This window comes from Pseudomonas sp. CFII64 (genome assembly GCF_000416235.1).
Classification (GTDB): domain Bacteria; phylum Pseudomonadota; class Gammaproteobacteria; order Pseudomonadales; family Pseudomonadaceae; genus Aquipseudomonas.
In genome coordinates, this window is record NZ_ATLO01000004.1 from 315463 (window position 1) to 334834 (window position 19372).

Annotated in this window: 18 protein-coding genes and 1 riboswitch; of the genes, 15 read left to right on the plus strand and 3 right to left on the minus strand. The window is 61.2% G+C overall.

Annotated elements, in window-relative coordinates:
- Positions 1 to 101: 101 nt before the first annotated feature.
- Positions 102 to 1421, minus strand: coding sequence for a sorbosone dehydrogenase family protein (locus tag CFII64_RS02275; RefSeq protein ID WP_020289134.1), 1320 nt, complete (start codon positions 1419 to 1421; stop codon positions 102 to 104).
- A 107-nt stretch (positions 1422 to 1528) separates the two neighbouring features.
- A riboswitch (cobalamin riboswitch) is annotated at positions 1529 to 1749 on the plus strand.
- 98 nt (positions 1750 to 1847) lie between these two features.
- Here CFII64_RS02275 and cobO point away from each other — a divergent pair.
- The 11 genes from cobO to CFII64_RS02330 all read left to right on the plus strand — a co-directional run bounded on the left by cobO (position 1848) and on the right by CFII64_RS02330 (position 12236).
- A complete protein-coding gene (gene cobO, locus CFII64_RS02280) occupies positions 1848 to 2459 on the plus strand; it encodes a cob(I)yrinic acid a,c-diamide adenosyltransferase (RefSeq protein WP_020289135.1) in 612 nt (203 codons plus the stop codon).
- On the plus strand, positions 2456 to 3751 hold the full coding sequence (locus tag CFII64_RS02285; protein WP_020289136.1) for a cobyrinate a,c-diamide synthase: 1296 nt from the start codon (positions 2456 to 2458) through the stop codon (positions 3749 to 3751). Before cobO ends, CFII64_RS02285 begins: the two co-directional genes overlap by 4 nt.
- Positions 3748 to 4398: a 5,6-dimethylbenzimidazole synthase gene (bluB, locus tag CFII64_RS02290; protein ID WP_020289137.1), complete on the plus strand. Its 651-nt coding sequence runs from the start codon at positions 3748 to 3750 to the stop codon at positions 4396 to 4398. Before CFII64_RS02285 ends, bluB begins: the two co-directional genes overlap by 4 nt.
- Positions 4395 to 5303 carry an adenosylcobinamide-phosphate synthase CbiB gene (gene cbiB, locus CFII64_RS02295; protein ID WP_020289138.1) on the plus strand — a complete coding sequence of 303 codons (909 nt, stop codon included), beginning with the start codon at positions 4395 to 4397 and terminating at the stop codon, positions 5301 to 5303. Before bluB ends, cbiB begins: the two co-directional genes overlap by 4 nt.
- A complete protein-coding gene (gene cobD / locus CFII64_RS02300; protein WP_020289139.1) occupies positions 5296 to 6300 on the plus strand; it encodes a threonine-phosphate decarboxylase CobD in 1005 nt (334 codons plus the stop codon). Before cbiB ends, cobD begins: the two co-directional genes overlap by 8 nt.
- Positions 6297 to 7766: a cobyric acid synthase gene (locus CFII64_RS02305; protein ID WP_020289140.1), complete on the plus strand. Its 1470-nt coding sequence runs from the start codon at positions 6297 to 6299 to the stop codon at positions 7764 to 7766. The genes cobD and CFII64_RS02305 overlap by 4 nt, the downstream gene beginning before the upstream one ends.
- A 99-nt stretch (positions 7767 to 7865) precedes the next feature.
- On the plus strand, positions 7866 to 8387 hold the full coding sequence (gene cobU, locus CFII64_RS02310; protein ID WP_020289141.1) for a bifunctional adenosylcobinamide kinase/adenosylcobinamide-phosphate guanylyltransferase: 522 nt from the start codon (positions 7866 to 7868) through the stop codon (positions 8385 to 8387).
- Positions 8384 to 9436, plus strand: coding sequence for a nicotinate-nucleotide--dimethylbenzimidazole phosphoribosyltransferase (gene cobT / locus CFII64_RS02315; RefSeq protein WP_020289142.1), 1053 nt, complete (start codon positions 8384 to 8386; stop codon positions 9434 to 9436). The genes cobU and cobT overlap by 4 nt, the downstream gene beginning before the upstream one ends.
- Positions 9433 to 10005, plus strand: coding sequence for an alpha-ribazole phosphatase family protein (gene cobC, locus CFII64_RS02320; RefSeq protein ID WP_020289143.1), 573 nt, complete (start codon positions 9433 to 9435; stop codon positions 10003 to 10005). Before cobT ends, cobC begins: the two co-directional genes overlap by 4 nt.
- Position 10006: 1 nt before the next feature.
- Complete coding sequence (locus CFII64_RS02325; protein ID WP_020289144.1) at positions 10007 to 10735, plus strand: adenosylcobinamide-GDP ribazoletransferase; 729 nt, start codon at positions 10007 to 10009, stop codon at positions 10733 to 10735.
- Positions 10736 to 11027: 292 nt separating this feature from the next.
- Entirely contained in the window at positions 11028 to 12236 is a 1209-nt protein-coding gene (locus CFII64_RS02330; RefSeq protein WP_020289145.1) for an MFS transporter, read from the plus strand.
- Positions 12237 to 12402: 166 nt separating this feature from the next.
- Here the strand turns inward: CFII64_RS02330 and galE are convergent, their stop codons facing one another.
- Positions 12403 to 13428, minus strand: coding sequence for a UDP-glucose 4-epimerase GalE (gene galE, locus CFII64_RS02340; RefSeq protein ID WP_020289147.1), 1026 nt, complete (start codon positions 13426 to 13428; stop codon positions 12403 to 12405).
- A gap of 336 nt (positions 13429 to 13764) precedes the next feature.
- Between galE and CFII64_RS02350 the strand changes: the two genes are divergently transcribed.
- The 4 genes from CFII64_RS02350 to CFII64_RS02365 all read left to right on the plus strand — a co-directional run bounded on the left by CFII64_RS02350 (position 13765) and on the right by CFII64_RS02365 (position 17888).
- Entirely contained in the window at positions 13765 to 14934 is a 1170-nt protein-coding gene (locus tag CFII64_RS02350) for a glycosyltransferase family 1 protein (RefSeq protein ID WP_020289149.1), read from the plus strand.
- A complete protein-coding gene (glf, locus tag CFII64_RS02355; RefSeq protein WP_020289150.1) occupies positions 14922 to 16115 on the plus strand; it encodes a UDP-galactopyranose mutase in 1194 nt (397 codons plus the stop codon). Before CFII64_RS02350 ends, glf begins: the two co-directional genes overlap by 13 nt.
- A gap of 16 nt (positions 16116 to 16131) precedes the next feature.
- On the plus strand, positions 16132 to 17250 hold the full coding sequence (locus CFII64_RS02360) for a beta-glucosidase (protein ID WP_044901090.1): 1119 nt from the start codon (positions 16132 to 16134) through the stop codon (positions 17248 to 17250).
- An 86-nt stretch (positions 17251 to 17336) separates the two neighbouring features.
- Positions 17337 to 17888, plus strand: a complete 552-nt coding sequence (locus tag CFII64_RS02365) for a glutathione peroxidase (RefSeq protein ID WP_020289152.1) — start codon at positions 17337 to 17339, stop codon at positions 17886 to 17888.
- A gap of 87 nt (positions 17889 to 17975) precedes the next feature.
- Here CFII64_RS02365 and CFII64_RS02370 read toward each other — a convergent pair whose 3' ends face one another.
- Complete coding sequence (locus CFII64_RS02370; RefSeq protein WP_020289153.1) at positions 17976 to 19250, minus strand: OmpP1/FadL family transporter; 1275 nt, start codon at positions 19248 to 19250, stop codon at positions 17976 to 17978.
- Positions 19251 to 19372 lie beyond the last annotated feature (122 nt).

The window sequence follows — 19372 nt, forward strand, 5'->3', positions numbered from 1 at the left end:
CCAGTTCGTTGAAGCGAGGCTTGCCCGCGAAGAATGATAACGCGGTGGGAATAGTCCACCGCGGCGCCTGATTCTCGGGCAAGCCTCGCTCCAGCGGGCCCTTACTTGGCCGCTGTCACTCGCCAGATCTTGTTGCCCACGTCATCCGCCACCAGCAAACCACCCTGATGATCATTGACCACACCGACCGGGCGACCCTGGGCTTTTTCGTCGGCGTTGAGGAAGCCGGTCAGCAGGTCAATCGGCGCGCCGCTCGGCTTGCCGCCGCTGAACGGCACGAACAGCACCTTATAGCCGCTGTGCGGTTTGCGGTTCCAGGAGCCGTGCTGACCGATAAATACGCCTTCATTGAACGGCGCCGGCAACGTCTTGCCATCGGCGAACACCAGACCCAGTGACGCGGTATGCGGGCCGACTGCGTAATCCGGGGCGATAGCCTTGGCCACCAGCTCCGGATTCTGCGGCGTCACGCGCACGTCCACATGCTGGCCGTAGTAGCTGAACGGCCAGCCGTAGAAAGCCCCGTCCTGCACCGAGGTGATGTAGTCCGGCACCAGATCGCTGCCGATTTCGTCACGCTCGTTGACCGCCGTCCAGAGTTTGCCGGTGGTGGGTTCCCAATCCATGCCGTTGGGGTTGCGCAGGCCTGAAGCAAAGATGCGGTGGGCGCCACTCGCGGTGTCCACTTCCCAGATCGCTGCGCGACCTTCTTCGGCGGCCAGGCCGTTCTCGGCGACGTTGCTGTTGGAGCCGACTGTCACGTAGAGCTTGCTGCCGTCCTTGCTGGCGATGACGTTCTTGGTCCAGTGGTGATTCAGCGTGCCGCCGGGAAGATCGACGACTTTGGTCGGTTGCGCGCTGATCGAGGTCTGGCCGTCCTGATACGGGAAGCTGATCAGACGGTCGGTGTCGGCCACGTACAGCTTGTTACCCACCAGCGTCATGCCAAACGGCGAGTTGAGGTTTTCCAGGAACACCGTGCGGGTTTCGGCGATGCCGTCGTGGTCCTTGTCGCGCAGCAAAGTGATGCGATTGGGGCTTGGAACACCGGCCCCGGCGCGGCCCATGACTTTGCCCATGACCCAGCCGCGAATGCCTTTATTGTCGTCAGGCTTGGGCGGCGAGTTGGTTTCCGCCACCAGCACGTCACCATTGGGCAGCACGTACAGCCAGCGCGGGTGGTCCAGGTGCTCGGCAAACGCGGCGACCTGCGTGCCTTTGGCGGCGATGGGTCTGGCGTCTTTTTCCCAGCCCACCGCCGGCGCGATGTTGACGGTCGGGATCAGCGTCTTGTTCGGTTCCGGCAGCTTTGGCGACGGCCCCGTGCCGTCGTTGACTTGCAGGGTCGAAGATTCGCCGCAGGCCGCCAGGCCTCCTGCAACCAGTAGCAATACCGCGAACTGTGGTCTGAGCTTGAACATGTTCGATCTCCATTACGGGCAGTGTTCCAGTAAGAGATAGAGACGCCTGCGCTTTCGAGGTTCAACTGGTTGCTGTGTTGATTGACGCTCCAGTCTCAAGCCTCTAACCTGCGCCCTTTGTTTCAGGTGCTCAAAATCCCCGGATTGCTTGAGTGAAACAGGGAAACCGGTAAGGACGCCCAGGGCGACCAATCCCGGTGCTGCCCCCGCAACGGTAGATGAGTGAAGCTGTGCTTCATGCCACTGTGTCCCCAGGACATGGGAAGGCGCACAGTCGGGATTTTCCCGCTCATGAGCCCGGAGACCGGCCTGATCCATTCAACAGCATCACGGCGGGCGATGCTCTGGGCATGACGAAAGTCGTGCTGCCAGTCATTTGCTATTGCCTGCCGTCTGCTTTCGCGTGCCCTCAAGCGGAGAGCTGAGATGAACGAATCCCCCGAACGCAACGCACGCCATCTGGCGCGCATGCTGCGCAAAAAACTCGTGATGGACCAGCGCATCGCCAGCGCACCCAATGAATGCGGGCTGATGCTGGTCCTGACCGGCAACGGCAAAGGTAAAAGCAGTTCTGCATTTGGCATGTTGGCCCGGGCCATGGGCCACGGCATGCAATGCGGCGTCGTGCAGTTCATCAAAGGCAGCAACAGCACGGGCGAGGAGTTCTTCTTCCGGCGTTTCCCCGAGCAGGTTCGCTATCACGTGATGGGCGAGGGCTATACCTGGGAAACCCAGGACCGCCAGCGCGATATCGCCGCCGCCGAAGCTGCGTGGGAGGTTTCCCTGGAAATGCTCCGTGATCCGGCCATCGGCATGGTGATCCTCGACGAACTGAACATCGCCCTCAAGCACGGTTATCTGGACATCGAGCGCGTGCTTGGCGACCTGCAAGCCCGCCCGCCGATGCAGCACGTGATTGTCACCGGCCGTGGCGCCAAACCGGAAATGATCGACATGGCCGATACCGTGTCGGAAATCACCGTGGTCAAACATGCCTTCCAGGCCGGTATCCGTGCGCAAAAAGGCATCGAGTTGTGAGTGAACCGCGTCATTGTCCGGCGGTCCTGATCGCCGCACCGGCCTCCGGCCAGGGCAAAACCACCGTCACCGCCGCGCTCGCCCGTTTGCATCGCAATCAGGGTCGCAAGGTGCGCGTCTTCAAGTGCGGCCCGGACTTCCTCGATCCGATGATTCTTGAGCGCGCCAGCGGTGCGCCGGTGTATCAGCTGGATTTGTGGATGGTCGGCGCCGATGAAAGCCGGCGCCTGTTGTGGCAAGCGGCGGGTGAAGCCGATCTGATCCTCATCGAAGGCGTGATGGGCCTGTTCGACGGCACGCCTTCCAGCGCTGATCTGGCGCGTTATTTCGGCGTGCCGGTGCTGGGCGTCATCGACGGCACGGCCATGGCCCAGACCTTCGGCGCGCTGGCCCTGGGCCTGGCGCGGTATCAGCCGGACCTGCCGTTCGCGGGTGTATTGGCCAATCGGGTCGGCACCGTGCGTCACGCGCAGTTGCTCGAAGGCAGCCTCACTGAAGGCCTGCGCTGGTACGGCGCGTTGTCCCGGGAAACCGGGATCGAATTGCCAAGTCGGCACTTGGGACTGGTGCAAGCCAGTGAACTGAACGATCTGGATGTGCGACTGGATGCGGCCGCCGCAGCGTTGGCCAGCACCTGCGAAGTCGAACTGCCGCCTGCGGTGACCTTCGCTGCGCCGGACCTTGTACCAGCCGAACCTTTGCTGGAAGGCGTGACGATTGCCGTCGCCCACGACGAAGCGTTTGCGTTCACTTACGGCGCCAGTCTCGATCTGCTGCGGGCCATGGGTGCCGAGCTGGTGTTTTTCTCGCCGATTCGTGACAGCGTTCTGCCAGCCGCCGACAGCCTGTACCTGCCCGGTGGTTACCCGGAGCTGCACCATCTGGCCTTGAGCCAGAACACATCGATGCTCAACGCGATTCGCCAGCATCATCAGGCGGGCAAACCCTTGCTGGCCGAGTGTGGCGGCATGTTGTATCTGCTCGACGCCTTGACCGATGTCGACGGCCAGCGCGCCGAATTGGTGGGCTTGCTCGCCGGTGAAGCGGTCATGCAAAAGCGTCTGGCGGCTTTGGCGCTGCAAACCGTCGCGTTGCCGGAAGGTGAATTGCGCGGCCACACTTATCACCATTCGCTGACCAGCACTGAATTGCAGCCTATCGCCCGTGGCATCAGCCCCAACGGCGGGCGCGGCGCGGAGGCGGTCTATCGCGACGGACGCATGACGGCGTCCTACGTACATTTCTACTTCCCTTCCAATCCCCAAGCGGTTGCGGCGCTTTTCAAGCCATGAATGACCAAGCGTTCAGCGCCGACGAGCGCGCTGCGGTGTATCGAGCCATTGCCGAACGCCGGGATATGCGCCATTTCAGCGGCGGCACGGTTGCGCCGGAACTGCTGGCGCGGTTGCTCGGTGCGGCGCATCAAGCGCCCAGCGTCGGTTTGATGCAGCCGTGGCGGTTCATTCGCATTACCGACCGGGCCTTGCGTTCGCAGATCAAGGCGCAGGTCGAGCAGGAACGGCTGCGCACCGCTGAAGCGATGGGCGAGCGCGCCGACGATTTCATGAAGCTTAAGGTCGAGGGCATCGAAGATTGCGCGGAAGTGCTGGTCGCCGCGCTGATGGATGATCGCGAGAAACACATTTTTGGCCGCCGCACGTTGCCGGAAATGGACCTGGCTTCGTTGTCCTGCGCCATTCAGAACCTGTGGCTGGCGGCGCGCGCCGAAGGGCTGGGCATGGGCTGGGTGTCGTTGTTCGAACCCCAGGCGCTGGCCGATCTATTAAGTATGCCGGCCGGTGCCAAGCCGCTGGCAGTGTTGTGTCTGGGGCCGGTCAACGAGTTTTATCCGTCGCCGATGCTGGTCATGGAAGGCTGGACCCAAGAACGGCCGCTCGATGAAATGCTCTACGAGAATCAATGGGGAGTCAGGCAATGAGTGTGGCGCTGTTGAGCGTCGCCGGGGTGGCGCTGGATGCGTTGCTGGGCGAGCCGAAGCGCTCGCATCCGCTGGTGGCCTTTGGGCGCTTTGCTGATCGCATCGAGCGGCGCTTCAATTCTGGTGGACGCGGCTGGCGTAGCCATGGCGTCACGGCGTGGTTTCTGGCCGTGGTGCCGTTGACGTTGCTGGCCACGCTGCTGAGCTGGCTGCCTTATATAGGCTGGCTGGTGGAAATCCTCGCGCTGTATTGCGCGCTTGGCCTGCGCAGCCTTGGCGAGCACGTCGAGCCGGTGGCCCAGGCGTTGCGCGCCGACGATCTTGACGAAGCGCGGCGGCGGGTCGGCTATCTGGTCAGCCGCCAGACTTCGGAGCTGGATGCGACTGAAGTCGCCCGCGCCGCCACCGAATCCGTACTGGAAAATGGCAGCGATGCCGTGTTTGCCGCGCTGTTCTGGTTTGCGGTCGCCGGTGCGCCGGGCGTCGTGTTGTATCGATTGAGCAATACGCTTGATGCAATGTGGGGCTATCGCAACGAACGCTTCGAGCGTTTCGGTTGGGCGGCGGCCAAAATCGATGATCTGCTTAACTACATTCCTGCGCGTCTGGTGGCGTTGACCTACGCGCTATTGGGCAAAACCCGACTCGCGTTGCGCTGCTGGCGAACCCAGGGCCCGACCTGGGACAGCCCCAATGCGGGTCCGGTGATGGCGGCTGGCGCCGGTGCGCTGGGAGTCGAACTGGGCGGTGCGGCGATTTATCACGGCGAGCTGCACCAGCGCCCGCAGCTGGGCGAGGGCGTGCCCGCCGACGCGCAATCCATTGACCGAGGCTGGCAACTGGTGCAGCGCGGTGTCTGGCTTTGGTTGCTGATTTTGTGTGTGGGAGCTGAATTCTATGCTTGAACACGGTGGTCGACTGCGTGCTGCTGCGCGCGATTACGGCATTGCCGAAAATGAGTGGCTGGATCTTTCCACGGGCATTGCGCCCTGGGCCTGGCCGATCGCACCGATTGCGCCGCAAGCCTGGGCACGACTGCCGGAAACCGACGACGGCCTGGAACAAGCCGCCTGCGCTTACTACGGCGCTCCCCAAGTGTTGCCGGTGCCGGGTTCCCAGGCGGCGATTCAAGCTCTGCCGCGCTTGCGTGGCGCCGGTAAGGTCGGCGTGTTGTCGCCGTGTTATGCCGAGCATGCCCAGGCCTGGCGCAGCGCCGGTTTTCTGGTCCGGGAAGTGCTGGAGCACGAAGTCGATTATTTTCTCGACAGCTTCACGGTGCTGGTGGTGGTCAACCCCAACAATCCCACCGGCCTGCACCTGACCCCTGAAAAACTGCTCAAGTGGCATGCACGATTGGCGGAGCGGGGCGGCTGGCTGGTGGTGGATGAAGCTTTCATGGACAACACGCCGGGCCTGAGTCTTGCTGCCGAAACCTGGCGCACCGGGTTGATCGTGTTGCGCTCGTTCGGCAAGTTTTTCGGTCTGGCCGGGGCGCGGCTCGGCTTTGTGCTGGCTGAACCGCATCTGCTCAAGTTACTGGCCAACGACATCGGGCCCTGGGCCGTCAGCGGTCCGACCCGGGAAATCGGCGCGGCTTGCCTGCGCGACACCGAAGGCCATCACCATCAACGCCAGCGCACCGGTCAGGCCAGTCAGCGCTTGGTGCAATTGCTGACGCGACACGACCTTACGCCACACGGCGGCTGCGCGCTGTTTCAATGGCTGGTCACGCCCCGTGCGTGCGCGTTGCATGAGTTCTGCGCCCGGCGCGGCATTCTGCTGCGCCTGTTTCTCGATGAAGGCCCGCACCACAGCAGCCTGCGCTTCGGCCTGCCCAGCAATGAAGCGGATTGGCAACGCCTCGACCACGCCCTCGGCGAATTCAATCAGGAAAATTCATGACCACCTTGATGGTGCAAGGCACCACGTCTGATGCCGGCAAAAGCACATTGGTGACGGCGTTGTGCCGCTGGCTGACGCGTCAGGGCGTCAGCGTCGTGCCGTTCAAACCGCAGAACATGGCGCTCAACAGTGCGGTGACGGCGGACGGCGGCGAGATCGGCCGTGCCCAGGCGGTGCAGGCCCAGGCGTGCGGGCTGCAACCGCACACCGACATGAACCCCGTGCTGCTCAAGCCCAATAGCGACACCGGCGCGCAAGTGATTATTCATGGCCGCGCCGTCACCACCATGAATGCGGTGGCCTATCACGGCTATAAAGAAATCGCGATGCAAGCGGTGCTGGAGTCCCATCGACGGCTGGGCGAGCAGTATCCGGTGATCGTCGTCGAAGGCGCCGGTTCACCCGCCGAGATCAATTTGCGCGCCAACGATATCGCCAACATGGGGTTTGCCGAGGCAGTGGATTGCCCGGTGCTGCTGATCGCCGATATCAATCGCGGCGGGGTGTTCGCGCACCTGGTCGGCACGCTGGAGCTGTTGTCGCCCAGCGAGCAGGCGCGGGTCAAAGGCTTCATCATCAATCGTTTTCGCGGTGACATCGCCTTGCTGCAACCGGGGCTGGACTGGCTCGAAGCACGCACCGGCAAACCGGTGGTCGGCGTGCTGCCGTATGTCATGGATCTGCATCTGGAGGCGGAAGACGGCCTCGATCAGCGCCAGACCGACAAGGTCGAACAGGTGCTGAACGTGGTGGTGCCGATTTTGCCGCGCATCAGCAATCACACTGATTTCGACCCGCTGCGCCTGCACCCGCAAGTCAATTTGCAGTTCGTGGGGGCCGGTCAGGCCATTCCGCCCGCTGATTTGATCATCCTGCCCGGCTCGAAAAGCGTGCGCAGCGACCTGGCTTATCTGCGCGCCAATGGCTGGGACAGCGCCATCGCCCGGCATTTGCGTTACGGCGGCAAGCTGCTGGGCATTTGCGGCGGCTTGCAGATGCTCGGCGAGCAATTGCATGACCCGCTGGGGCTGGAAGGTGCGGCCGGATCAAGTCCAGGCCTGGGTTTGCTGGCCATGAGCACTGTGCTTGAAGAACACAAACAGCTACGCAATGTGCGTGGCCGACTGTTGCTCGAAGGTGTCGAGGTCAGCGGCTATGAGATTCACGCTGGCGTGACCAGCGGCGCGGCGCTGGAGCGTCCGGCGGTGCAGCTGGATGACAATCGCTGCGACGGCGCGCAAAGCGTCGACGGTCAGATTTTTGGTACTTACCTGCACGGCCTGTTCGAAACGCCCGCTGCCTGCAGCGCGCTGTTGCGTTGGGCGGGGCTGGAAAACGTGCAGGAAGTGGATTACCACGCGCTGCGCGAGCGGGATATCGAGCGACTGGCGGATTTGGTCGAGAAGCATCTCGACGGCGCGTTGTTGCGCGAATTATGCGGCCTGTCTGACACCGCTTCGCTGTAGGAGCCAACTTGTTGGCGAGGTGTTGTGGCTGGAACCGCTTCGCCAACCAGTTGGCTCCTACAGGGATTTGTATTTTTTCTGATGGAGAGGCGCACACATATGCTGCAACTGATCCTCGGCGGGGCGCGTTCCGGCAAGAGTCGCCTGGCGGAAAAACTGGCCAGCGAGTCGCGTTTGAACGTCATTTATATCGCCACCAGCCAGCCGGTGGACGCCGAGCTGAACCAGCGTGTCGCGTTGCATCGTCAGCGCCGCCCGGAACACTGGGGGTTGATCGAAGAACCGCTTGAACTGAGCCGGGTGCTGCGGGAAAACGCCGCGCCGGACCATTGCCTGCTGGTGGATTGCCTGACGTTGTGGCTGACCAATTTATTATTGCTGGAAAACCCCGAGCGTCTGGCGCTGGAGCGTGAGGCGCTGCTCGATTGCCTGGCGCTGCTGCCGGGCGAAATCATTTTTGTCAGCAATGAAACCGGGTTGGGCGTCGTGCCCCTCGGTGAGTTGACCCGCCGTTATGTCGACGAAGCCGGCTTGTTGCATCAAGCCCTGGCCGAACGTTGCCAACGCGTGGTGTTGACCGTTGCCGGCTTGCCACTGACGTTGAAAGGATCCGCATTATGAGTAATTCCTGGTGGCTTAATCCCGCACAGGCCGCCAACGCGGCAGTCCGCGAAGAAGCGCTGGCGCGTCAGCAACAATTGACCAAACCTGCCGGCTCTCTCGGCCAGCTTGAGCGGGTCGCGGTGCAGCTCGCCGGTTTGCAGGGGCGGGTCAAACCCCACGCCGACGCGCTGTGGATCGCGATTTTCGCCGGTGATCATGGCGTGGTGGCTGAAGGTGTTTCTGCATACCCTCAGGAAGTGACCGGGCAGATGCTGCACAACTTCGTCACCGGCGGCGCGGCCATCAGCGTGCTGGCGCAGCAACTGGCCGCGCAACTGGATGTGGTGGATCTGGGCACCGTCGCGCCGCTGGATTTGCCGGGCGTGCGCCATTTGCGGATCGGTACGGGCACGGCCAACTTCGCCAAGGGCCCGGCGATGACTCAGGAACAAGGATTGCTGGCTTTACAGGCCGGACGTGACAGCGTGTTGCGCGCCAAGGCGGTGGGCAGCGAACTGTTCGTGGGCGGCGAAATGGGCATCGGCAACACGGCGTCGGCCAGTGCCGTGGCCTGCTCGTTGCTGGAATGCGCCGCGCAGCTGATGGTCGGTCCCGGTACTGGTCTGAATGCGGCGGGCATCGCCCATAAAACCCAAGTGATTGAAGCCGCGCTGGTACTGCATGCCGAGCATGCGGGCGATCCAGTGCAAAGCCTGTTCAGTCTGGGCGGTTTTGAAATTGCGGCGCTGGTTGGCGCGTATCTGGCCTGCGCCCAGGAAGGCATCGCGGTGCTGGTCGATGGCTTTATCTGTAGCGTCGCTGCGCTGGTGGCGGTGCGCTTGAATCCCTCGTGTCGCGAATGGCTGTTGTTCGGCCACCGTGGCGCGGAACCTGGACATCGTCATTTGCTGGAAACCCTGCAGGCTGAACCGTTGCTGGATCTGGGCCTGCGCCTGGGCGAAGGCAGCGGCGCGGCGCTGGCGGTGCCGCTGGTACGTCTGGCCTGTCAGCTGCACAACGGCATGGCGACTTTCGCTGAAGCCGCCGTGGCAGACCGCCCGGCATGACCTTGCACCTGGACCTGCTGCGCCACGGCGAAACCGAACTCGGCGGCGGCATGCGCGGCAGCCTCGACGATGCCCTGACCGATCTCGGCTGGGGGCAAATGCGTGCGGCGGTCATCGACGGCGGGCCATGGGAGCGGATCGTCAGCTCGCCGTTGCAACGCTGCGCGCGTTTCGCCGAAGAACTGGCCGAGCAACTGGCGCTACCGTTGAGCCTGGAACCTGGGTTGCAGGAATTGCATTTCGGCGATTGGGAAGGCCACAGCGCCGCACAGCTCATGGAAACCGATGCCGAGGGATTGGGACTGTTCTGGGCCGATCCCTACAGCTTCACGCCGCCCAATGGCGAACCGGTGCTTGAGTTCTCGACGCGGGTCCTGGCCGCCGTGCAGCGTTTGCAGCAGGCTTATGCCGGCGAACGGGTATTGCTGATCAGTCATGGCGGCGTCATGCGTTTGCTGCTTGCCCAGGCGCGGGGGCTGCCCCGTGAGCAGTTGCTGCAAGTTCAGGTCGGACATGGCGCGCTGCTGTCGATCACAGTCGCGGCGGGCGGCTTGCTCACGGAGGTTTGAGATGTTGCCGTTCTGGATAGCCCTGCAATTTCTCAGCAGCCTGCCGATTCGTCTGCCCGGCATGCCGCAGCCGCAGGCGTTGGGCCGGTCGCTGCTGTTCTATCCGCTGGTCGGTGGATTATTCGGCGTGCTGTTGCTGGCCTTGAACGCGCTGCTCGACGGCGCACCGCTGATGCTTCACGCGGCGTTGCTGCTGACCGCCTGGGTGTTGCTCAGCGGTGGCCTGCATCTGGATGGACTGGCCGACAGCGCCGACGCCTGGCTTGGCGGTTTCGGTGACCGCGAGCGCACGCTGACCATCATGAAAGACCCGCGCAGCGGACCGATTGCGGTGGTGACGCTGGTGCTGGTGTTGCTGCTCAAGTTCAGCGCGCTCATGGCGTTGATTGAAAGTCAGTACACGCTGGGCCTGCTGCTCGCCCCGCTGATCGGTCGCGCGGCGATGCTGGGCTTGTTCCTCGGCACGCCTTATGTGCGCGCTGGCGGCCTGGGCCAGGCCTTGGCCGATCACTTGCCGCGCACAGCCGGTCAGCAGGTCTTGCTGGTCAGCGCACTGGTGTGCGTGCTGATCGCGGGAGTCTCTGGTTTGCTGGCGCTGCTGGTCGCCTCAATCGGCTTTTTCTGGCTGCGGCACCTGATGCTGCGCCGACTCGGCGGCAGCACAGGCGATACGGCCGGCGCGATGCTGGAGTTGCTGGAAGTGGCGGTGTTGTTGGCGATGGTTTTGTAGGCGTGAACTTGTTCGCGATGGATGTCAGGTCGACTGAAGTTATTTCGTATCAATGCAGGAATCGGTAAGACCGGACTTGTCCGGGAAGGCGTCCGTTTGGGCGATGGAGAACTGGCTGCTTAATCGCATTGGCTAAACCGCCTCTTCGGGGACAAGTCCCCTCCTACAGGCTGTTCACGATTCTCATAGCGACGGCGCGGGTCGTGAGCATTGACACCATCATCCTGTGCACACATCCTGTTACGGGTATATCCGCGTACCAGATTTCACGGCCCCTGCCTGGAGAATAACAATGACATCGGTTTGGCGTACCAGTGGTTGGATCCTGTTGGGCAGCGCGCTGATTCTTGCGCTGTCGCTGGGTACAAGGCACGGCTTCGGTCTGTTCCTCGCGCCCATGAGCGCCGATTTCGGCTGGGGTCGTGAGGTATTCGCCTTTGCCATCGCCTTTCAGAACCTGATGTGGGGCCTGGCGCAGCCGTTTGCGGGCGCATTGGCGGACCGTTTCGGCGCCGCCAAAGTGGTCTTCGTCGGCGGGATTCTTTATGCGCTTGGCTTGATGACCATGAGCCTGGCCGACTCGCCCTTGAGTTTATCCCTGAGCGCAGGCCTGTTGATTGGCATCGGTCTGTCGGGCACTTCATTTTCGGTGATTCTCGGTGTGGTCGGGCGTGCTCTGCCTGCGGAGAAACGCAGCATGGGCATGGGGATCGCCAGCGCCGCCGGGTCGTTCGGCCAGTTCGCCATGTTGCCCGGCACGCTGGGACTGATCAGCTGGCTGGGCTGGTCAGGCGCGTTGCTGGTATTGGGCGCGTTGGTCGCGTTGATCCTGCCCCTGGTGATGATGCTCAAGGACGTGCCTACAGCCTTGGTCGGTGGCGAGCAGACCCTGCGTGAAGCGCTGCATGAAGCCTGTTCGCATTCCGGCTTCTGGTTGCTGGCCCTGGGTTTCTTCGTCTGTGGCTTCCAGGTGGTATTTATCGGCGTGCATCTGCCGGCCTATCTGGTGGATCAGCATTTGCCGGCCAAGGTCGGCACCACGGTGTTGGCGCTGATCGGGCTGTTCAATATCTTCGGCACCTATACAGCAGGCTGGCTGGGCGGGCGGATGTCCAAGCCGCGCCTGTTGACCAGCTTGTATTTGCTGCGAGCGGTGGTGATTGCCCTGTTCCTGTGGGTGCCGTCGAGCGAGACCACGGCGTATCTGTTCGGCGTGGCGATGGGCTTGTTGTGGCTGTCGACGGTGCCGCTGACCAATGGCACGGTCGCCACCCTGTTTGGCGTGCGCAACCTGTCGATGCTCGGCGGCATTGTGTTTCTGTTCCACCAGCTGGGCGCGTTCCTAGGCGGCTGGCTGGGTGGCGTGGTGTATGACCGGACCGGAAACTACGACTTGATCTGGCAAGTGTCGATCCTGCTCAGCCTGCTGGCGGCCGCGCTGAACTGGCCGGTTCGCGAGCGTCCCGTGGCGCGCTTGCAAATGCAGGGGAGTGCGGTGTGAACAGGCTCTGGAGCTGGGGCGCCGGTTTTGGCATTGCGCTCTTGCTGATGCTGGTCTGGTGGGCATGGCAAGGCGTCGGCCTGGCTGCGTTGCAGCTGGGCATGGGGGCTTGCTGACGCGCGCCTTGAAAGCCCAGGACTTTCACCGCCGACGCTGGCCCGACCCGTTAACCGGCCTGAGTCTCGATCTGTTCATCCTTGATGCTGCATTGCCAACGCCAGGCATCGGTCAACATGCAGTCCAGCGAGCGTCGCGCACGCCAGCCCAATTGCGAAGATGCCTTGCCCGGGTCGGCCCAGCATCGCGCGATGTCCCCCGGACGGCGTGGCTCATAGCTTAACGGGACCGGGATCCCGGACACCCGCTCAAACGCCTCAACCACTTGCAGTACGGAATAACCCTGGCCTGTCCCGAAATTCCAGATATGCACCCCACGCGTGAGTCGCAATGCGTGCAAGGCCTTGAGGTGACCTTCGGCCAGATCCATGACATGCACATAATCACGAATCCCGGTGCCATCGGGCGTTGCGTAGTCGTTGCCGAAAATGCTCAGTGCCGGGCGTTGCCCGCTGGCGACTTGCAACAGATAAGGCAGCAGATTATTGGGCGTGTGAGTGGGCTCCTCACCCAACTCGCCGGAATCGTGTGCGCCGATCGGATTGAAATAACGCAGCAGGCCCACCGACCAGCGTGAGTCCGAGGCCGCCATGCTTTTCATGACGTTTTCCGCCATCAGTTTCGATTGACCGTAGGGATTGGATGGCTGGCCGGTGGCGCAGGACTCGGTGATGGGCATCGTGGTGCAGTCGCCGTAGACCGTCGCAGAAGAGCTGAAGACCAGGGTAAATACCCCGGCGTCGGCCATGGCCTGGCAAAGGGTCACGCTGCCGCCGACATTGGTGTCGTAATACCTCAACGGCTCGCGCACGCTTTCGCCCACCGCTTTGAGCCCGGCGCAGTGAATAACCGCGTCAATCTGATGCTCACTGAACAGCGTATCGAGCACCCCCCGGTTTCGGACGTCGCCCTGAATAAAAACGGGTCGTTGGCCGCTAACGCTGGCAATTCGCTCCAAAGCGTATCGGGAGCTGTTACACAAGTTGTCGAGGATAATCACCTCTTCGCCATACGCCATTAACTCAAGCACCACATGGGCACCGATATAGCCTGCACCGCCGGTCACCAAGATCATATGTTGTCCTCTTCCATCACCCTTGGGCGGCGACTGCAATCTGCCGGACATCCTCTGATTGCGTCTCACGGCCAGCGCGGCGATATCGAGACGTATGAAGTTATGGGCGTAGGGCCGCGAAGGAGTTCAGCGCGCTTTGCTGACCGGTAAGTGCAGTTCATCGGCTTTACGGACCCGCGCGTTGAACGCGTCAGGAACACGGCGTTTCCAATCGATAGAAGCGCGCAGAACGTGACCCCTTGTCACCAGGCCGCACTTCGTAAGCAGACGAGTGCGGTCGAAGCCGGGAATGTTGGCTTCAGTCTCGATTCCGGGATTAAAAAAAAGGAATTCGATATGAATCTTGCAGAGCAGCCAGACCATCTCTCGCCCGTCCAGATCAGCGCCCAGCCAACCTCTGTGACCGTGGCAAGACCGACCTTGTTATGCCTGTCTCATTTGCGCTGGGGTTTTGTGTATCAACGTCCTCAACACGTCATGTCCCGTCTGGCCAGGGACTACGACGTGCTGTTTTTCGAGGAGCCAGTGTTTGCTGATACGCCGTTGGCAGACCTTGAAACGTCTGAGCCGGCCAGCGGGATTACCCTTTTGGTGCCGCGCTTGCCGCATGGCATGGAGCCGCAACAGATCGTTGCGAGCCAGCGCCAATTGCTCGACGATTATCTGGCTGCGCGTTCACCCGGCGAGTTGCTGTTGTGGTACCTCACGCCGATGAGCTTGAGCTTCACGGATCATCTGAATGCTCAGGTGACGATCTTCGATTGCATGGATGAACTGTCCGCTTTCAAGGGGGCGCCGCCGGATCTGTTGGAAAAGGAAAAACAACTCTTGGGCAAGGCCGACGTGGTGTTTACCGGCGGCTATAGCCTTTGGCAGGCCAAGCGCAGCCAGCATCAAAACGCCCATGCCGTGCCCAGCAGTGTCGACGTCGCGCACTTCGCAAAGGCTCGCAGCCCATTGCCCGAACCTGCGGACCAAGGGTTGATCGGCCGCCCGCGCCTGGGGTTCTTCGGCGTCATCGATGAGCGCTTTGACATCGAGCTGGTTGGCGAACTGGCGAGCCAGAGGCTCGACTGGCAAATTGTACTGATCGGTCCGGTGGTCAAGATAGATCCTGCGACATTGCCGCGTCAGAGCAATATTCACTACCTCGGTGCCAAGTCCTACGCCGAGCTGCCAGCGTATCTCTCGGGCTGGGATGTGGCGCTGATGCCCTTTGCGATCAATGAGTCGACGCGATTTATCAGCCCTACCAAGACGCCCGAATATCTGGCGGGCGGCTGTCCGGTCGTATCCACGCCGGTTCAAGATGTCATCAATGGATATGGCGACAGTGGCGTTGTCTCGATTGCAGCCACCTCGCACGCGTTCATCCTCGCCATCGAAGCGGCGCTGGGAACCCGGAGCAGCGCGGATTTTGCCCGGCGTGCCGATCAAGTACTGGACGGCATGTCATGGGATAACACCTGCGCGGTGATGAAGGAGCAGATCGAATGCCTCAGGTAACCATTGAACGCGCGAGCCACGGGCCATCGCACCTTAAGGAGCAATGCCCTTACGATTACCTCATTGTGGGGGCTGGCTTTGCCGGCAGCGTGATCGCTGAGCGCCTGGCTGAGGGGTTGGGGCGCAATGTGCTGGTTGTTGATCGCCGCGAACACATTGCCGGCAACGCATACGATCATCTGGACGACGCCGGAGTGATGGTTCATCGCTACGGGCCGCACATCTTCCACACCAACGCACAACGTATCGTCGACTATCTGTCCCGATTCACCGAATGGCAGCCCTATGAACATCGGGTGCTCGCCCGGGTGGACGAGCATCTGGTGCCGATTCCCATAAATCTGACGACGCTGAATACGCTGTACGGTTTATCCATGACCGAGGCGCAAGCCGAAGTCTTCCTGGCCGAACGTGCCGAGCCGGTCGCGGCAATTCGCACCTCAGAAGACGTGGTGATCAATCAGATCGGCCGCGAGTTGTATGAAAAATTTTTCCGGGGCTACACACGCAAGCAGTGGGGGCTGGACCCGTCGGAGCTGGATAAATCGGTGACCTCCCGCATCCCCACGCGCACCAACGAAGACGACCGCTATTTCACCGACACGTTTCAGATGATGCCTTTGCATGGCTATACGCGGATGTTCGAGAGAATGCTCGACCATGCCCGGATTGACCTGCTGCTGAGCACTGACTTCGCTGCGGTACGTGATCGGATCGCCTACAAACAGCTGATTTATTGCGGTCCTGTCGACGAGTATTTCGACTTCTGTTTTGGCCGCTTGCCGTATCGATCCTTGCGGTTTCAGCACGAGACGCTGACGCAAGCGCAGTTCCAGGCAGTGGCGGTGGTCAATTATCCCGAGCCGAGCGTGCCCTACACGCGGATCACCGAGTACAAACACCTCACCGGGCAAAGCCATCCGCTGACCAGCATCAGCTATGAATTCCCTTGCGCGGAAGGCGACCCGTATTACCCGATCCCGCGCCCGGAAAACGCCGAACTGTATAAACGTTACAAGGCACTGGCGGACGACACGCCGGACGTGACCTTTCTCGGTCGGCTCGGCACCTACAAGTACTACAACATGGATCAAGTCGTGGGCCAGGCGCTCGCGCTTTACCAACGTATCGAGCAGCAGGAGCACGCTGGACTGGCACATTGCGAAGTGAACGCGAAATGACGCCTTGGCTGTCGGTATGAGTGCGGGGAGGGTGTTCAGCAGCTTCCTGATGGCGGGTTACGAATGCGCCGCGCAACGGCGCAGGGACGGCCGGCGTCTGGATTTGCTCACCATGACCGGTCACGCCCAGTGGGCTGAAAAGGACTACCGGCAGCTGGGCGCCTTAGGCATTGGTTGCGCCCGCGACGGACTGCGTTGGCATTTGATTGAATCACGAGCGGGTCATTACGATTGGAGCAGTTTTCTGCCCATGCTGCGCGCCGCTCGCGATTGCAATATTCAGGTGGTCTGGGATCTCTGTCATTACGGTTATCCCGATGACCTGGATATCTGGCGTCCCGAGTTTGTCGAGCGATTTGCCCGCTTCGCTGGCGCGGTCGCCCGCTTGATGAAAGACGAGGGCGTGCGTGCGCCGTTTTATTCGCCGATCAACGAAATATCGTTCTGGAGCTGGGCGGGAGGCGAGGTGGGTTACTTTAATCCGGGTGCACAGGGACGAGGCCAGGAGCTCAAGCATCAGCTGGTCCGCGCCAGTATCGCTGCAATTGAAGCGGTTCGTCAGCAAGCGCCGGACGCACGCTTCGTGCAATGCGATCCGCTGATCCATGTGATGCCGCAATCGCGTCGGACGGATGAGGCCAACGTTGCCGAGCACTATCGGCTGGCACAATTTGAGGCCTGGGATCTTTTGGCGGGGCGTCAGTGGCCCGGTCTTGGGGGCTGCGAAGCGTACCTGGATATCATCGGCGTTAATTTCTATCCGCATAATCAATGGTTTCATAACGGGCCGAAAATCCTGCGCGGCGACCGTGATTTTCGCCCGCTCGCAGGCATGCTGGCGGAAGTCTATCGGCGCTACCGACGTCCGTTGCTGATCTCGGAAACCGGTGCGGAAAGTGAAGAGCGTGTGCCGTGGCTGAACTATGTCAGCGCCCAGGTTGCCTTGGCGCATGCCCGAGGCGTCCCGGTGGAGGCGCTCTGTTGGTATCCCTTTGTTGACTATCCTGGCTGGGACGACGGCCGATATTGTCCTGCTGGTGTGTTTGGCTATGCCGACGGCGAAGGTAACCGGGCGCCGTTCCACCCTTTGCATGCTCAGATGACAGGGCTGCAAGCGCCAAAGGTAAACCCATGATTGCGCTCGACTAGGCATTTGTTGCCGCTCGGGGTAGCGTGTCCACAGACCCTAACTATTGCGCCCTCCGTGCGCTCAGGTGCCGTATGACCATTCGCTGGCTTTCTCTTCCGCTTCTTGTGTTTGCCATCGCTGGCCCGGCGCTGGCCGCCGAATGTCCAGCGTTGTTGCAGGGCGAGCTGCCCAAACTGCGCGCCAAGGAAAATATCGACCTGTGTCAGCGCTTCGCCGGCAAGCCGATGCTGGTGGTCAATACCGCCAGTTTCTGTGGTTTCGCGCCGCAGTTCAAAAGCCTGGAGGCGCTGAATCAACGCTTCAAGGGCCAAGGGTTGGAAGTCCTCGGTGTGCCGTCCAACGACTTCAAGCAAGAGTCCAAAGATGGTGAAGAGACGGCCAAGGTCTGTTACGTGAATTACGGCGTGACCTTCACCATGACCGAGCCGCAGAGTGTCAAAGGCCCGGATGCGACGCATCTGTTCAAAGTACTCGCCGAACAAAGCAGTGCGCCGCGCTGGAACTTCTATAAATACGTCATTGATCGTCAGGGCAAGGTCATCGCCAACTTTTCCAGCCTGACCACGCCGGACGATCCGGAACTGATCGCGGCCGTCGAAAAAGCGATTGCCTCCAAGCCCTGATCCGTTTGCCAGGCAGCAAAAAGCCCCGCAATTGCGGGGCTTTTTTTGAGCCATCGGTAGTTTTTTCAGCCTACCGGGTTCGCTGTATCAGAAGCGATAGGTGACCGAAGTACCCAGGCCGTGTGCGCTGTTCTGGAAGTCAGCGCTGTACACGCCCTTGGTCGAACTGGCATCACGAATCTTCGCTTTGTCTTCGTGCAGATACGAATACGCCACGTCGATGGTCATGTTGTCGGTCGGGCTCCAGCCAGCGCCCAGACTGAGTACCTTGCGGTCGCCGGTCGGGATACGTGGCGAACGGTTGGTGTTGTTGGTCGGCGCCTGATCCACCGAGAAACCGGTGCGCAAGGTCCACTCTTTGTTGACCTTGTACGAAGCACCGATGGCATGTGCCCAGGTGTCGTGCCAGTTCTGCTCTTCGGAAATGGTGCCAATGGCGCCGGTCGAACCACCCAGCTGACGTGGAACGCCATCGTTGTTGACGGTGATGTCTTCCAGACGGCTCCAGCGGGTCCAGGTGCTGCCGGCGTAGACAGTCCAGTTCTCGTCGAGCTGTTGCGTGATCGAGAAGTCGACCGACTCAGGCGTGCTGATGTCCAGGGAAGCATCGTACTTCTGGCCGCTGAACGGACCGAAGCCTGCGCCCTGGATCTTGGTTTTGCCTTCGAGTTTGTAATCGACCTTGGAGTGGTAGGTCAGGCCCAGGCGCGTGGTGTCGGTGGCCTGCACCATGATGCCGACGTTGAAGCCCAGTGCAGTGTCGTCACCTTTGATCTTGACCTTGCCATCGTTGCGGCCCGGAGTAGCGGCGGTCAGCGTGGAGGAGGTCAGTTCACCGTCAATGCGGTTGATGGTCGGGCCGAACCCGATGGAAACCTTGTCGTTGAAGGCGTAACTGACGGTCGGTTGAAAGGTAATGACCTGAACGTGGCTCTTGTCTGCCCAGTAACGGCCCGCGAAGCCGCTTTCATAATCGGTAACCAGACCGAAAGGAACATAGACACCCACGCCAAATGCCCAGTGATCATCGATAGGTTTTACGTAGTAGCCCATCGGAACGCCGACGACCGGTACCATATCGCCATCGTTACTGCCGCCAAAAGTGCCACGACCGTGCTTGATATCGGTCTTGGCAATGATGGCTGCTGCGCCAACACTCACTTGTTCGCTCTTCAGGCGGGACATCCCGGCCGGGTTGCCGAATACCGTGCTGGCGTCGTCGGCAGAAGAAGAACGGCCGGCAAAGCCGGTGCCCATCCCGCTGATACTCTGTTCGTTGATTGCAAAACCGGCAGCGAACAATTGAGAAGAGACCAGGCTGACTGCGAGGCTAAGTGTGGTCTTGAGCATTACTTTTTTCATTATTAGAACTCCGTGTTGATCACCGCGCGGAAATTACCAACATTTTTAGCAATGCGCTATAGCCTGAATGCCGCGAGTTAGAGCGATTCTTGTAGGACAATCCTGATAATGTGGTGGGATCT

Excerpts from the sequence above, each read along its gene's own strand:
- CFII64_RS02275 (WP_020289134.1), bottom strand. The coding sequence starts at position 1,421 with ATGTTCAAGCTCAGACCACAGTTCGCGGTATTGCTACTGGTTGCAGGA.
- cobO (WP_020289135.1), top strand. The coding sequence starts at position 1,848 with ATGAACGAATCCCCCGAACGCAACGCACGCCATCTGGCGCGCATGCTG.
- bluB (WP_020289137.1), top strand. The coding sequence starts at position 3,748 with ATGAATGACCAAGCGTTCAGCGCCGACGAGCGCGCTGCGGTGTATCGA.
- cbiB (WP_020289138.1), top strand. The coding sequence starts at position 4,395 with ATGAGTGTGGCGCTGTTGAGCGTCGCCGGGGTGGCGCTGGATGCGTTG.
- cobD (WP_020289139.1), top strand. The coding sequence starts at position 5,296 with ATGCTTGAACACGGTGGTCGACTGCGTGCTGCTGCGCGCGATTACGGC.
- CFII64_RS02305 (WP_020289140.1), top strand. The coding sequence starts at position 6,297 with ATGACCACCTTGATGGTGCAAGGCACCACGTCTGATGCCGGCAAAAGC.
- cobU (WP_020289141.1), top strand. The coding sequence starts at position 7,866 with ATGCTGCAACTGATCCTCGGCGGGGCGCGTTCCGGCAAGAGTCGCCTG.
- cobT (WP_020289142.1), top strand. The coding sequence starts at position 8,384 with ATGAGTAATTCCTGGTGGCTTAATCCCGCACAGGCCGCCAACGCGGCA.
- cobC (WP_020289143.1), top strand. The coding sequence starts at position 9,433 with ATGACCTTGCACCTGGACCTGCTGCGCCACGGCGAAACCGAACTCGGC.
- CFII64_RS02325 (WP_020289144.1), top strand. The coding sequence starts at position 10,007 with ATGTTGCCGTTCTGGATAGCCCTGCAATTTCTCAGCAGCCTGCCGATT.
- CFII64_RS02330 (WP_020289145.1), top strand. The coding sequence starts at position 11,028 with ATGACATCGGTTTGGCGTACCAGTGGTTGGATCCTGTTGGGCAGCGCG.
- galE (WP_020289147.1), bottom strand. The coding sequence starts at position 13,428 with ATGATCTTGGTGACCGGCGGTGCAGGCTATATCGGTGCCCATGTGGTG.
- CFII64_RS02350 (WP_020289149.1), top strand. The coding sequence starts at position 13,765 with ATGAATCTTGCAGAGCAGCCAGACCATCTCTCGCCCGTCCAGATCAGC.
- glf (WP_020289150.1), top strand. The coding sequence starts at position 14,922 with ATGCCTCAGGTAACCATTGAACGCGCGAGCCACGGGCCATCGCACCTT.
- CFII64_RS02360 (WP_044901090.1), top strand. The coding sequence starts at position 16,132 with ATGAGTGCGGGGAGGGTGTTCAGCAGCTTCCTGATGGCGGGTTACGAA.
- CFII64_RS02365 (WP_020289152.1), top strand. The coding sequence starts at position 17,337 with ATGACCATTCGCTGGCTTTCTCTTCCGCTTCTTGTGTTTGCCATCGCT.
- CFII64_RS02370 (WP_020289153.1), bottom strand. The coding sequence starts at position 19,250 with ATGAAAAAAGTAATGCTCAAGACCACACTTAGCCTCGCAGTCAGCCTG.